This window comes from Micavibrio sp. TMED2 (assembly GCA_002168225.1).
Taxonomy (GTDB): Bacteria; Pseudomonadota; Alphaproteobacteria; order TMED2; family TMED2; genus TMED2.
Window position 1 is genome coordinate 61,413 of the sequence record NHBH01000005.1, and the last position, 13,859, is coordinate 75,271.

A 13,859-nucleotide genomic window follows, 5' to 3' on the forward strand; every position below is an offset into this window, starting at 1 on the left:
TCTCCGGCTTATCCCAACCGCATCTTCCGGGTCGGGCATTCGGTATTGGTGCAGGACTGGCACTTGTCGTGATCCGACTTTGCCGCCTGTACCTGCCGCAAGGCCAGATCAGGACCCGGTGAGAATGTCAGCAGGGTATTGATAACGCGGTCATTGGTCGGGCTGCCACCGGTATAGGTAAGCCCCAGCTCCCGCAGGCCCTGTACATCCGATGGCGGATACAGAACCGCCCGCAGACCACGGGCAGAGCGTACCCCGATCATCGCATTCGGTGACTGGTCCAGAATACGCTCGGCAACTGCTTTTTGGTTCGGCACGAGGGCTGCAACCATGGCATGGGTGACGTCACGGAATTCCGCATCCTCACCGCTGGCATGGACCACCTTGATCTTGCGATCGAGATTGAGGCGACGCAGCAAGGCCTGTGACTGCTTGACCGCCACCGGATCATTATCAACGCAAGTGACAGTGGCACCGGTTTGCAGATGCAGGTCGATCGCGGTCAGCGGCAGCGGGCCACTGCCAACGAAAACCACATGGCTGTCGGCATCCGGGCGCTTGCCCTGATCCGCCCAGTGTTTGACCTCAAGCGCGGTCAGTTCCTTGTAGTTGTCGCGGTACCAGAACTGCTCAAGCGTATCGAGATCGAGCCGACGCTCGCGGAGCAGCTTGGCACTCCACCAGTTTTCCATGGCCCCTTCGGCTGCCGAGAGCTTGTTCCAGAGCTTTTCCTGAACCGCCTTCACCTGCTTGTTGTCGAGCACGGCAAGCGCGGTTGCGGCGCTGGCAGGCTCGGTAATGGTGCCGACCAGCTTGGAGAGCACCTCGTTGATCACCGGGTTGTCCGGTGACAGGTCGGTCTGCTCTTCCAGCGTTGCGGCGGCGGTCAGGATCGTATTGACGATCCGATCGGCCTGCTGCTTGTCGAGCGGATTGGCCTCATTGCCACGTTTTGCCGAGCGATGCAGCGGATGGGAGCGGATGACGGCGCGGCGGGATGGTTGTGCACTCATTTCGCCACCTCAACAGCAACAGGAGCCGTAAAACGGAACAGCAGTTTGTGGTTCTGATAGAAGTCGAGCGCGTCCATCACCTGCGTGAACAGCGGATCGGTCGCGGTCCATGGTGTGAAGTTGTCGAGTTTGAACGCCTGAACGGCAGCGGTGAAACCGGCTGCCTCAAAGGCGCGGACGTAATCTTCCGGGCTGTAATCCTGCGGCGCGATCTTTGCCGTCTCGGCAATATAGGTACGCCATTCCGGCCAGCGCGGGTTCGCGGTATGGCAACCGGTCGCGGCGTAATAGCGACCACCCGGCTTCAGCCATTTCGCCATGTCGCGAGCATGGGCCTCAATGTCGGGCAGGAGGTAGATAACCTCATGGCTGATCGCAACATCATACAAATGCGATTCGGACTCATTCGCATCTATTGTCGAAAATGATAGCGGTAAATGACCGTATTTCTGGGCCGCATCGGCAACCGCCTGGGCGGCAATATCCACGCCCTTGCCGCGGGCAAAAGGCCGCCGCTCAAGCAAGCGTGCAAGCAGACCGCCGGTATTGCAGCCGTAATCGAGTACGGTTGCCTCGGACAGATCACCTTCGCGCATCAGGTCAATCATTCGGTCCCACAGGATGAGGTGGTCATCGCTCATCTGTCGGTCCTCTTGCGGGTCTTTCAGCCAGCGATCGATCGGTGCTGCGTTAGTCGCCTGTAACATGCTGATTTCCTTAGTTCTATTTGAAGATGCTTTCAGACAGGTACTTGGGAGATACAGCCCGGCCCGAAAGATGATATGGGTCAATTCGCGACAAAGTGTTATATTATAACACTTCAACCTGCAACTGGATTTCATGACAGTTTGGGGACCCGGGAAAAGCTGCTTACTCCGTTAATGCGATTTAGACTCATTTGCATCTAAACCAGACAGAAAAGCGCCAGAAACACCCAGGCACCAACATCATGAAGGCAACCTGAAATTGAGAATCAATCTCAACTGAGTCGCTGATATAAACTTACCGGTTGAAAATGCAAATGAAATTTTCTCCTGCGCGCGCCTCTTCCATGCCGCTTGCAAAACATGTGACTTCAGTTACCATGCAAATGAGAATGATTATCATTTGCTTTCGGGAGCGATCATGCAGGAAGCGCATAGCGACGTTGAGGTCAATGCCCTGACCCCGCCACAACACCTTATCCTCTGGGTTATCCGAACATGGTTTCGCGGCATGGCACTGGGTGAGGAAGCATTGCCGGTCATCGAGCAGAGCTTTGCCGCCACCGGCATGCCCGAGGTCATCGGCGATGTGGACGAGTTCTTCAGCATGCTCGCCTGCGGTGCCATGGGCCCCTATTCCATCGGCTGCTCATCCTGTCTCTATCTGCACCGCTTCGAGATTTGCGTCATCAACGCCCTCGCCGCGTTCCAGCAGAACCAGTGGGACAAGGCGACCCATATGCTCGAAGCCTATATCAAGCCGGATGAAGCCTATATGGCCGGACCACCCGCCCGGCGGTTTGCCATGACCATGAGCGCCATGAACTGGATCATCCATCCCCTGATCATGGCGCAGGAAGAAGCAGAAACGCCGCCGGGCGCCGTTGTCATCCCGTTTCCCAAACGCCCCTGCCGCAAAGACTAACCCTCCTTAAGCCAGCCCGAAACTTGCCAGACGCCCCGTTCGCGCCCATCATTCCCGCATAAGAAACCGTCACCAAAAACAGACGGACAGATCAGGGAGGAAAGGCACGCGATGACGTCACGCTATGCCGATATTTATCGTGGGTCGCTGACCGACCCCGCTGCGTTCTGGGGCGAGGTCGCCGAAAACAGTCACTGGTTCAAGCGCTGGGACCGGGTCCTCGATGACAGCAACCCGCCCTTCTACAAATGGTTTGCCGGGGGCGAGACCAATATCTGCTTCAACGCCGTCGACCGTCATGTGGATGGCATCGGCGTCGCCGCCCGCCCCGACCAGACCGCGATCATCCATGACAGCCCGGTCACCGACAGCATCACCAAAATCAGCTATCGCGACCTGCGTGACCGGGTTGCCCGCTGCGCCGGGGCGCTGAAACAGCACGGCGTTGGCTATGGCGATCGGGTGATCATCTATATGCCCATGGTGCCGGAAGCCGCGATCACCATGCTCGCCTGCGCCCGGATCGGCGCCGTTCATTCAGTCGTATTCGGCGGCTTTGCCCCGCAGGAGCTGGCCACCCGCATCGACGATGCCAAACCGGTCATCATCGTCTCCGCCTCCTGTGGCATCGAGCCGGGCCGCATCGTCGAATACAAGCCAATGCTGGACCGCGCAATCGAGCTTGCCAGTCATAAGCCATCCGCCTGCCTGATCCTGCAACGACCAATGAACCGTGCCATCATGCAGGTCGGTCGCGATCATGACTACGCCGAGGCGGTGGACAAGGCAGCACCCGCTGACTGTGTGCCGGTCAAGGCCAATGACCCGCAATACATCCTCTACACCTCCGGCACCACCGGCCAGCCCAAGGGCGTGGTGCGCGATGCCGGTGGCTATCAGGTCGCCCTGCAATGGAGCATGAGCAACCTCTATGGCGTCAAGCCGGGCGAGGTTTACTGGTCCGCCTCCGATGTTGGCTGGGTGGTCGGCCACTCCTATATCGTCTACGCCCCCCTGCTCCATGGCTGCACCACCATCCTCTATGAGGGCAAGCCGGTGGGCACGCCCGATGCCGGGGCGTTCTGGCGCGTGATTGCCGCGCACAAGCCGGTGTGCCTGTTCACCGCACCGACCGCCCTGCGTGCGATCCGCAAGGAAGACCCGCAAGGCACCCTGATGCAGAACTATGACATCAGCTCCCTGCGCTCGCTGTTTCTGGCCGGTGAGCGCTCGGACCCGGATACCATCGCCTGGTCGCTGGACAAGCTCGGCGTGCCGGTGGTCGATCACTGGTGGCAGACCGAAACCGGCTGGCCAATCTGCGGCAACCCGCTCGGGATCGAGCAACTGCCGATCAAGAACGGCTCCACCGCCGTGCCGATGCCGGGCTGGAATGTGCAATGTCTCGATCCGAGCGGCCAACCGGTCGGCCCTGACGAGATCGGTGCGCTGGCGATCAAGCTGCCGCTGCCGCCCGGCTCATTGCCGACGCTCTGGCATGCCGATGACCGGTTCCGCAAATCCTATCTCAGCGACTTTGACGGCTATTACCAGACCGGTGATGCCGGGTTCATTGATGCCGATGGCTATGTCCATGTCATGACCCGCACCGATGATGTGATCAATGTCGCCGGGCACCGCCTGTCCACCGGCGCGCTGGAGGAGGCGCTGTCATCCCACCCGGATGTTGCCGAATGCGCGGTGATCGGTATCGCCGATGAGCTGAAGGGTCAGTTGCCGCTCGGCTTCCTCGTGCTCAATGCCGGGTGCGCACGCACGAAGGAAGAAGTGCTCGCCGATTGTATCGAGCGGGTGCGTTCGGAAATCGGCCCGGTCGCGGCCTTCAAACAGGCCATGGTGGTCGAGCGCCTGCCAAAGACCCGTTCCGGCAAGATCCTGCGCGGCACCATGCAGAAGATCGCCGATGCCCAGCCATGGACCATGCCCGCAACCATCGACGACCCCGTCGCCCTCGACGAAATCGAAACCGCCCTGAAGGCCAAAGGCTATGCCGAATAGGGAATATTAGAGAAAGAGCACGTCATCGAGATCGGTCACACCCATCAGGGTCAGCGTGCTGCCATCCGCTGAGGTCAGCACCAGACCAGTCTCGATCACACTGACCTGTGAAGCAGCAGAGAAGGCACCGCCAGCGATCACGTCGCCTTGGTCTCTCTGGTAATCGACAATAACGTCATCGCCTTCCATGGCCCGGATGATATAGACATCGGCACCACCAAGCCCGACAAACATGTCATTACCGGCACCACCGGTCAGAATGTCATCACCGTTCCCGGCAATCAGGGTGTCATCGCCCTTGTTGCCAAGCAGCTGGTCATTACCATCCTCACCATAGAGGGCATCATTGCCCTGCCCACCAAACAGCACATCATCCGCGACACCGCCGAACAACGTATCCTCGGACTGGTTGCCATAGAGGACGTCATTGTCCTTGCCACCATAGAGCTGATCATTGCCGCGATTACCGAACAGCAGGTCGAACCCGGTATTGCCCTCGATATAGTCATCGCCCTGCCCACCGAACAAGCTGTCCTCACCGGCACCGCCGGTCAGGGTATCATTGTCCAGATTGCCGAAGATTGCTTCGCTTACCGGCGAGCCATCAATACGGTCGTGACCTGCGCCACCGAAGACCTCACGATCCAGAATACCAAGCTGAATGGCATCGTCGCCTTCCGATGGCACGGTTGAGACGTCATCCTCCTCGGTCGGGTCATCTTCTGCGGCAAGTACAAATTCAACCGCGCCCATATCAACCGCCACGCCAACGATCCGGGCAGCACCAAGCGCATCAATCAGCGGCAACATCACCCCATCGGGCAAGGTTGCGGTACCGGCATCAATCAACGGACTGCCCGGCAACAATGCAATGGTCGGCACCGGTCCGCCATTGTCCTGCAATGGCCCCAACATCGGATCGGGGGTGCCAGGGATCAAATCATTGCTGAAGAAGCTCGATGGATCATAATCAACCGCCAGAATATTGGCATTATCATCATCCATAATCAGACGGACAAGAGCACCGTCCATGTCATCAAGAGAATAGAAATAGTTGTTCTTGAAAACCGGAACAGATGCCGTCGGATAAGAAGGAAAAACACCTGAACCGCCGGTAAAATCCGGATAGCGAATAGAGGCCGTCGCATACCCCTGTGCAATTGGAACCGTCTGGAAGAATACCGAGTTGACAAGAGCAACCGCGCTATCTTGATCGGCATACCATACAAGATCGTTATGACCACCCTCGAATGCACGATTATCAAGAAATACCGAGTTTAAAATCTGCCCATCAGTTGAAGTCCACGGGACATCAGAGATATACAGGGCTCCGAGACCAGCAGTGTCAGGCTCGCCATTTCCGGAACTGTTGGCAACAAAGAAGCTGTTAATGATCTGAACATCACTTGCACTAACCTCTGCCCCACCACCATTTATATCAGCGGAATTTCCCAAAAACAGAGAAGAAGATACGGAAACTGAACTGGCGCGTTCAACGAACAGAGCACCGCCATCTCCGGCCGAACTATTATTCTGAAAGATCGTAGAGACAATCTCCACGTCATATGAATAGGAAACTATCGCACCGCCAATATAGGATTCATTTCCTTCAAACACAGAATCTGAAACAACCAGACTTGCATAATCAACATATATCGCACCACCACCACTATCATACCCGTTGCCTTCGCCCGCACCGTTGTTGGAAAAAGTGGTATTATCAATCCTGAGAGTGTCGCCAAACATCAAAGATATGGCACCACCACCATGATCGGCATAATTATCGGAAAAGGCGGAGTTCTGAATTTCAACATCACCACCTGACAGCGTTGAATATATTGCCCCGCCCTTATTCGGAAACGCCTTACCGGTTTCGTTTATGACATTTGCATTCTGAAAGTTCAGGCCGTTCAGGTTCAGATCATAATCCGAGCCAAAAACATACAGAATGCGCGAACTGCCAGCCCCATCCAGCGATATGTCAGCAGACATATCATCATCAAGATCGCCATCAATGGTCAGCGCCTTATTGATGCCGAGTTCTGTTGCCACCTCACCACCGCTGACAACCCCATCACCGTTGGCATCGCCGAGCAGGATGGTCTGGCCGGACAGGCTCGCATCGAATGTGATGGTATCGCCGGAATTTGCAAGGGCGATCGCCTCACGCAAGGACAGCCCCTGCCCATCGGTGCTGGCGGTGGTTTCACCGCCGTCAAAAGCCTCATCCGCCCGTGTCGTAACTGTCAGTATTGCCAATGCTCTTCCCCCGCAGCATCAACCGATGGTTGCAAGGGTGACCTTAACGTAAACAAAGCGGGGTATCCAGTCAGTTAGGCCCTTTTGGGAAACCCCGGATACAGAGCGGAATGGTCGGCGTCATGGCCCGGCATGCCGGGTTTGGTCAGCAGGCCTTTTTTCGGTGCGGCGAAGGAGCGGATTTCGCGCAGCGGATATTCGCGCCAGCCGAGGTTGAAGGCAGCCAGTTTCGGAAAAAAGCACATCTCCGAATAGGGCAGATGGTCATGTATCCACCAGGCCAGCGGTCGCCAGTCGCCGCTCTGCTCATACTGCGGGATGAACCATGGCACTACCACTGTCACCATGGCGCCCATGCCGCCCTGCTCATCACGCAGATCCCAGATATGTCCGGCGACCGAAGCCTCGTTGCGGGCGCAGTTATAGCGGTTCTCATTGCAGAAACGATTGAGTGCCGGTGAGCGGTACCCGGAGCGGAGCGCAATCGGCCCGAAGGCACTGACCAGTGGTTCCAGCAGCTGTTCACAAAGCCCTGTGCCCGCCGCAATCGCCAGATTGGGATCATCTGGAATATTGGCGATGCCGTGAATGGCCGCCACTTCCGAATAGAGGAAATCACGCAGGAAGAAATGGGTCGACAGCCGGACCCTGCTCAATTCCTCCAGCCCCTGAACCGATCCGGGCGCGCGACGTTTGCGGGACATGGCCTGACCCTCCCGGATCAGTCGAAGAAACCAGCGACCTCGAACCGGTCTTCGGCAGCTCGGCGGACATAGACGATCATCGGCTTGATCAACTCACCGCGCAGGAACACCAGATGGATATAGAAATCCTCTTCATCAAGCCCGAGCAGGTCCGCGCCACGATCACCGATATAAAACTCGCTCTCCCGCAGCTCGGCAATCCGCATGGTGGTGATCCCGATCAGCCGGTCATCCTTGCGATCATCGGCAACCGGTAGTGGCGGGCCTGTGACCGGGTTTATCGGCCCCAGCATCTTGTTCAGATCGCGCTCATTATCGACCATGAAGTCATCGGCATAGAATGGCAGGCCGACAAGCAGACGTAGCCGCGGCTGATCCCGACGATAGAGGTAATCGATAAAGGAAACCGCCAGTGCCTGCGCCCGCAATGTCGGCGCGGTTGCATTCATGCCCAGATCACCGGCGAACAGCGCTGCCAGTTTTTCGAGATCACTGCCGCCGGCCATCTCGTCGGCATTCTGCTGCATCCTGATCGCCTGCTCGATGATGCTGTTCACATCACGTCCGCCCTCGGGCAGTTGCGGTATCGCCATTCCTTGGTTGGGGGCCTGCTGTCCGGGAGCTTGCGTCTGTGCCTGTGCTGGCGGCTTGGCCGGTGGTTCCTCGAACGGGGTCAGGCTTGACGGCAAATCAACCGGTTGTGGCGCTGGTCTTTGCGCTGCAGGCGCTGGTCTCTGTTCCGCAGGCGGTGGGGCCAGTGTCGATGGCAAGGTTGACGGCAGGGCCGGGCCTTGCGGTCGGGCGGGTGCTGCAATCGTTGGCGGCGCGATACCTTGCGCTTGCCCGGCTGGCGGACGGATGGCGGAGCCTTCGGATGATTTCTGGCGCAGCGCCTCCATCATCTCCTGCAGGTTGAGTGCGGGCGGACTGTTGAGCTGTACCGGCGCGGATTGTGCCAGTACCGCATGGGGCAGGGCTGTCGCAAAACACATAATCGCAAGGCACAGCGCAGCCCGTGCGGAAACAGTTTTAAGTCCAGATACCAACAACCTTGATCGCCCCATCATTCCAGCGCAGCAGATAATTCACCGCCTGCGCCACATTACCCGACGCCACGATGATACCCACGACAAAATCATCATCAACCAGCTCAATACCGGTCAGCCGATCGCCCTCATCCGGATCAAGTGTCCGGAATTCATCGATATTGGCAACCATCTGATAGATAAGCTTATACGGCTCGGCCTGCATCAGTGCCGTTCCTTCGGCCACGATATGGCTGAACCAGAGCGCATCGAGATCACCCTCGTCCCGGCATACCTCGCCCTGAAACCGGAACGGATAGACAATCAGGCGCTTCAACCCATCCACATCCCGGCGCAATACCGTTTCCATCAGGAAACGACCGGTATGGGCGGCGGCATGTTTCTTCGGGCTGCGGCGACCGGTGTCGCCTTCCATCGGCTTGGCGGCTTCCTCGCTCGGTATGTTGAAGGACAACATGATGTCGGTCAGCTCATCCGCCGCACGACGCCGACCGGCCACCGTCAGCAGAAAACGCTGGGCGCTCGAGACTTCATTCCGGGACATCCCCTCAACCGGGGACATGGCCGCATCCGGCGCATTGATATTACCGCTCTCGCCTGTCATTGGTCCGTGCGTTTCAAGTAACCCATCATGGCCCATAAGCCGGGCCGTCAACATTCTGATTTGTGACGTGAAATATGATCCCCGTCAAATGGATCAGCAGGATATGTCAGCGCGATGGATCAACCTGACGGTTCAGGCTGCGGGACGGCGGCGGGCGTCATGCGCGTTATCATAGAGCCGCGCATCATAGCGATGGCCGATCTCCATATCGAGCAGGCCGAGACGACCACTGAGATAGAGCATCGCCCCACCACGTTCCTGCGGATATTTCGAGGACGCCAGTTTTTGGCTCTCGATGGCAATTTCCCTGGCAGCATTCAGGATCTGGTTGGTCCGGTGCTGGCCGAGTTCGGCAATCGTGAAACTCTCCATCCTGTGCCCTTCCTTCTTGAAGCGAAGGCCGGAGACCTGCCATTTGCCATCTTTGCCGGCAGCGGGATCACGAGTGAATTCCACGGCAACCGTATTGGCCAGCGGCTCAATGCTCAGTGAACCGCCCTCACGACCAAGGCTCTGGGAAAACATCAGGACAAACCGGTTGTCATTGTCCTCATCCGGCGCGAACCCGGAGACCGAGCCGCTGTAATGCTGGAACCGTTCGGTTTCGGAAACGAACAGCTCGCTGACCACACGCGGCTCCTCGCCCTTCGCACCCGGTCGGGTCATGCCATAGGCACGCAGAATATCGGTCACAGCATCATGGCGCGCGGCCAGCATGTCATCGCCGCCATCGCGGTATCGCTTCAGGCCCTTTTTGACCATATCGACAAGTGAGTTTCCGCCCATGTTTTTATCTCTCTTCTTCGGGGCCAGCGGTCATAAAGCCGCCTGTCTGAGGAGACTAGACCCGGTGCAAGAAAGCATAAAAATCATTCCCGCCGCGACTACGGCAGGATGGTTAAATCAACAACCAGATTGTGAATGGGCTAAAGACGCATTGGTTTGGAGCAAACCACACCCGCGAACGGTATAAGGTGAGGAGAAAGGCATCGCACCGTCCCCTCACCTGTACATATTACATGCCAGCCTTCACACCCGGTGCAGCTGGTTTAGCCTTGGGTGCCTGCGCCTCGCGGTAACGACTGACATCTGCAATTGCACTGGCCTGTGCCTGTTCACCACCGATAGGCGGGATCGTATGGAATGATGCAGTCCAGTAGTTCTTGTGCGCATCAGCCATAGCCGTCTGCGCCTTGGGATCAGCAAAAGCCTCACGATCCACAACAGTACCCTGCGCTGGACCACCAACCTCAAACTTCACACCGAAAATCGTGGATTCCTTTGGTGTCTGCAGGTTTGCCGCCATATCAGGCCAGCCGGCTTCGACAACCGCATCAACTGCCTTTTGTGTTGGCTTGTCACGACGTACGATCTCATGAACGACAGACTGATTATTCTCATCCCTGGCGAATTTGATCGTCACATGCTCACGAGAGCTATCGCGCTTGTTATCCGCATCCCCATCATAGGCGCTGTAGGGTTCGCCGTCTTTATCGCGTGCCAGCGTCATAGTTCCGTGGATAGGCGTGTTAGGCATGTTGAATACTCCGTGTGGCAAAGCCGCATTGGTTGACAATGTGAGTTGAGCACGGATCGAAGAAAGTTAAAACGTATTACATATAAAATAACCTATAAAAATTGCGTATAGCTCAAGCCGCCTCACAGCCCGAAGAGCTGAAGCATATAAGAGGCTGGCAGAAATTCGAAAATACCAAAACGGCTCAAAAGAAGAGTGGTGTCCCCGGCGGGATTTGAACCCACGGCCCCGGGATTAGGAATCCCGTGCTCTATCCTGCTGAGCTACAGGGACAGACCGGTTATGGGGATACACCGGATCGGTCCGTAAAGCCAAGCGCCTGATAGCGGATCAGGCGGCTGACTTCATTGGGGATGGCGCAGCATCCGCTGGCCCAGGCTTGGTGGCACGAACGGCAGCGATATGCGTACCGGCAACCGAGTTCACCACAGCACCGAACCGGTTAAGTGCGGACAGGTCGCCAGCGGGTCCGAGGCGCGCAGCCTTGGCCACCAGCTGCTGGGCTGCCTGGCTCAACCGACCGAAATCGCGGGCGTTCAGATCGTCGCGGGTGATGGTGTAGGAGGCGGAATCCTCGAACCGGCGATAATCGATATCCTGCAGTTTCCAGCGATTGCTGGCCTCGTCACGCTGGAAGTTCAGCACCATGCGATCAAAGCCGTCCCGTTTGGTCAGATGCGAGGCCAGCTTGTAGATACCGTGGCTGATCTTGATCGAGAACTGGTCATCGCGTGAGGCCGGTTGCAGGGCCGAGGCCTCGCTGGTCGCGTTCACATCCGACATCCGCATCAGGCGGACAGGCTTGCCCGGCTCCGGTGCGCCACTGCGCACGCCGAATGCAGCGAGGATTGATGCGGTATCTTTGAAGCTCTTGTCGGCGAGGGTTTCCTGGCGGCCACCAAAGCGACCGGGGAGTGCCAGACCCATCAGGGTATTGAGTGCGGACATAGGGTACTGCCGTTCCTTGTCTCTCGCCGGCCGGCTGCCATTAGTCGGGAGGCGGGTTGGAGAAGACGTCGCTGGCCGGAACCAGCGGCAACACATTCGCGCACCCTAGCCATGATGAAAGAAAGCGCCAGTGTTCAATCACGCATACCAGATGCGACAATCGCTCAAACGGCGCTGGCCAACGCCCGTCGATCACACTAAAGTCCGCGCAAATCCAACCATCAGCGCCGCATATATGTCCTCACCGCCACTGTTAAGCCTGCAAGATATTCACCTGTCCTTCGGTGGCCAGCCACTGTTTACCGGGGCGGATATGTTTGTGCATGAGCGGGACCGAGTCGGCCTGATCGGGCGCAACGGCTCCGGCAAGTCGACCCTGATGAAAATCGCCGCCGGTCTGATCAAGCCGGATCAGGGCGACCGTTTCGTCCAGCCCGGCATCACCGTCCGCTATCTGGAACAGGCGCCCGACTTCAGCCATTTCGATACCACGCTCAAGGCGGTCGAGGACGGCCTCGCCGATGGCGACCTCGCGTTCAAGGCCCAGTTGCTGCTCGACCAGATGGGGCTGACCGGCAAGGAAGATCCGCGCCACCTCTCGGGCGGGGAAAGCCGCCGGGTGGCGCTCGCCCGGGCACTGGCCCCCGACCCCGATATCCTGCTGCTGGATGAGCCGACCAACCATCTCGATCTGCCGATGATCGACTGGCTCGAGGAAAGCCTGCGCGCGAGCAATACCGCCCTCGTCCTGATCAGCCACGACCGCCGCTTCCTCGAGGGACTGACCCGGCGGATGATCTGGCTCGACCGCGGCACCAGCCGTACCCTCAATCAGGGGTTCAAGGCATTCGAGCAATGGCGCGATGAAGTGCTCGATGCGGAAGAGGCCGAACAGCATAAGCTGAAGAAAAAGATCGAGGCCGAGGAACACTGGCTGCGCCACGGCGTCAGTGGTCGGCGCAAGCGCAATGTCCGCCGCCTCGGCCAACTGCATACCCTGCGCACCGAACGGGTCGAGCGCCGGGCCAAGCGGATACAGGATTACAAGCTGAATGTCGGCGAGGGTGACATATCCGGCCACCGGGTCATTCTCGCCCGCAACCTGACCAAGCGCTATGGCGACCGCACCATCGTGCAGGGCTTCGACACCATGATCATGCGCGGCGACCGGGTGGCGCTCGTCGGCCCGAACGGTGCCGGCAAGACCACCCTGCTGAAGATGCTGACCGGTGAGATCGAGACCGATGAAGGCCGGGTCAAGCTCGGCACAAATCTGGAGGTTGTCTCCCTCGACCAGCAGCGCAAACTGCTCGATCCGCGCCTGACCATTTATGAGACCCTGACCGAGGGACAGGGCGAGATGCTGCAGATCGGCGAAGAGAGCCGGCATGTCTATGGCTATATGAAGGACTTCCTGTTCCCGCCAAATATGGCACGCACACCTGTCTCCGCCCTGTCCGGCGGTGAGCGCGGACGCCTAGCCCTTGCCGTCGCCATGTCGCGCCGGTCAAACCTGCTGGTGCTGGACGAGCCGACCAACGATCTCGACCTCGAAACCCTCGACCTGCTTGAGGAAATGGTCTCGGCCTATGAGGGCACGGTTCTGCTGGTCAGCCACGACCGGGACTTCCTCGACCGTGCGGTCAGCAGCGTCATTGCCCCCGACCCGGTGGCCGCCGCCAAGGGCGAGATCGGTGTCTGGGCCGAATATGCCGGTGGTTATGCCGATATGCGCCGCCAACAGGACGCGGCACTGGCCCGCCTGCCGCAGAAATCGAGCGAGGCCGCACCGGCAAAGCCGAAAGTCAGTAGCAAGACAAAACCTACTGAAAAAAAAGCCGCGAAGGCCAAGCTGTCCTACAAGGACCAGTATGCCCTAGACACCCTGCCCGGCAAGATCGAGCAGTTGGAAGCGGAGATGGCAAAGCTGGAACAGGCACTGGCCGCCCCCGATGCCTTCACCAAAGACGCGGCGAAATTCCAGACCAACGCCAACCGCCTCGCCGCCCTGAAATCAGAACGCGACGCCGCTGAGGAACAATGGCTGGAACTGGAAATGAAACGCGAGGAAATAGAGGCAACCGGCTGAATACCGGCTGC

12 protein-coding genes and 1 tRNA gene are annotated in these 13,859 nt (G+C 58.3%); 3 read left to right on the top strand and 10 right to left on the bottom strand.

What is annotated here, in order from left to right:
* Positions 1-8: 8 nt before the first annotated feature.
* Positions 9-1,013, bottom strand: coding sequence for a hypothetical protein (locus tag CBB62_10620; protein ID OUT40231.1), 1,005 nt, complete (start codon positions 1,011-1,013; stop codon positions 9-11).
* Positions 1,010-1,855, bottom strand: coding sequence for a hypothetical protein (locus tag CBB62_10625; GenBank protein OUT40232.1), 846 nt, complete (start codon positions 1,853-1,855; stop codon positions 1,010-1,012). The genes CBB62_10620 and CBB62_10625 overlap by 4 nt, the downstream gene beginning before the upstream one ends.
* A gap of 283 nt (positions 1,856-2,138) precedes the next feature.
* Here CBB62_10625 and CBB62_10630 point away from each other — a divergent pair, with 283 nt between their 5' ends.
* Positions 2,139-2,642 (top strand): hypothetical protein, encoded by a 504-nt coding sequence (locus tag CBB62_10630; GenBank protein ID OUT40233.1) that lies wholly within the window; start codon positions 2,139-2,141, stop codon positions 2,640-2,642.
* A gap of 111 nt (positions 2,643-2,753) precedes the next feature.
* Positions 2,754-4,661, top strand: coding sequence for a propionyl-CoA synthetase (prpE, locus tag CBB62_10635; protein ID OUT40234.1), 1,908 nt, complete (start codon positions 2,754-2,756; stop codon positions 4,659-4,661).
* 6 nt (positions 4,662-4,667) lie between these two features.
* Here prpE and CBB62_10640 read toward each other — a convergent pair whose 3' ends face one another.
* The 8 genes from CBB62_10640 to CBB62_10675 all read right to left on the bottom strand — a co-directional run bounded on the left by CBB62_10640 (position 4,668) and on the right by CBB62_10675 (position 11,759).
* Entirely contained in the window at positions 4,668-6,920 is a 2,253-nt protein-coding gene (locus CBB62_10640; GenBank protein ID OUT40235.1) for a hypothetical protein, read from the bottom strand.
* Positions 6,921-6,994: 74 nt separating this feature from the next.
* A complete protein-coding gene (locus CBB62_10645; GenBank protein ID OUT40236.1) occupies positions 6,995-7,624 on the bottom strand; it encodes a hypothetical protein in 630 nt (209 codons plus the stop codon).
* A 17-nt stretch (positions 7,625-7,641) separates the two neighbouring features.
* A complete protein-coding gene (locus tag CBB62_10650) occupies positions 7,642-8,616 on the bottom strand; it encodes a hypothetical protein (GenBank protein OUT40237.1) in 975 nt (324 codons plus the stop codon).
* A gap of 37 nt (positions 8,617-8,653) precedes the next feature.
* The gene (locus CBB62_10655) at positions 8,654-9,310 is read right to left on the bottom strand and encodes a hypothetical protein (protein ID OUT40238.1); all 657 of its coding nucleotides are present in this window, start codon (positions 9,308-9,310) and stop codon (positions 8,654-8,656) included.
* Between the two features lie 96 nt (positions 9,311-9,406).
* Positions 9,407-10,036 carry a hypothetical protein gene (locus tag CBB62_10660; protein OUT40239.1) on the bottom strand — a complete coding sequence of 210 codons (630 nt, stop codon included), beginning with the start codon at positions 10,034-10,036 and terminating at the stop codon, positions 9,407-9,409.
* Between the two features lie 253 nt (positions 10,037-10,289).
* Positions 10,290-10,784, bottom strand: coding sequence for a hypothetical protein (locus CBB62_10665; GenBank protein ID OUT40240.1), 495 nt, complete (start codon positions 10,782-10,784; stop codon positions 10,290-10,292).
* 223 nt (positions 10,785-11,007) lie between these two features.
* Positions 11,008-11,084, bottom strand: a tRNA-Arg gene (locus CBB62_10670).
* A 57-nt stretch (positions 11,085-11,141) separates the two neighbouring features.
* Positions 11,142-11,759 (bottom strand): hypothetical protein, encoded by a 618-nt coding sequence (locus CBB62_10675; GenBank protein ID OUT40241.1) that lies wholly within the window; start codon positions 11,757-11,759, stop codon positions 11,142-11,144.
* Between the two features lie 235 nt (positions 11,760-11,994).
* Between CBB62_10675 and CBB62_10680 the strand changes: the two genes are divergently transcribed.
* Positions 11,995-13,848: an elongation factor 3 gene (locus CBB62_10680; GenBank protein ID OUT40242.1), complete on the top strand. Its 1,854-nt coding sequence runs from the start codon at positions 11,995-11,997 to the stop codon at positions 13,846-13,848.
* Positions 13,849-13,859: the final 11 nt, after the last annotated feature.

Coding starts and splice junctions, on each gene's coding strand:
- CBB62_10680 (OUT40242.1), top strand. CDS start 11,995: ATGTCCTCACCGCCACTGTTAAGCCTGCAAGATATTCACCTGTCCTTC.
- prpE (OUT40234.1), top strand. CDS start 2,754: ATGACGTCACGCTATGCCGATATTTATCGTGGGTCGCTGACCGACCCC.
- CBB62_10660 (OUT40239.1), bottom strand. CDS start 10,036: ATGGTCAAAAAGGGCCTGAAGCGATACCGCGATGGCGGCGATGACATG.
- CBB62_10625 (OUT40232.1), bottom strand. CDS start 1,855: ATGAAATCCAGTTGCAGGTTGAAGTGTTATAATATAACACTTTGTCGC.
- CBB62_10620 (OUT40231.1), bottom strand. CDS start 1,013: ATGAGTGCACAACCATCCCGCCGCGCCGTCATCCGCTCCCATCCGCTG.
- CBB62_10675 (OUT40241.1), bottom strand. CDS start 11,759: ATGTCCGCACTCAATACCCTGATGGGTCTGGCACTCCCCGGTCGCTTT.
- CBB62_10630 (OUT40233.1), top strand. CDS start 2,139: ATGCAGGAAGCGCATAGCGACGTTGAGGTCAATGCCCTGACCCCGCCA.
- CBB62_10645 (OUT40236.1), bottom strand. CDS start 7,624: ATGTCCCGCAAACGTCGCGCGCCCGGATCGGTTCAGGGGCTGGAGGAA.
- CBB62_10650 (OUT40237.1), bottom strand. CDS start 8,616: ATGTGTTTTGCGACAGCCCTGCCCCATGCGGTACTGGCACAATCCGCG.
- CBB62_10665 (OUT40240.1), bottom strand. CDS start 10,784: ATGACGCTGGCACGCGATAAAGACGGCGAACCCTACAGCGCCTATGAT.
- CBB62_10655 (OUT40238.1), bottom strand. CDS start 9,310: ATGGGCCATGATGGGTTACTTGAAACGCACGGACCAATGACAGGCGAG.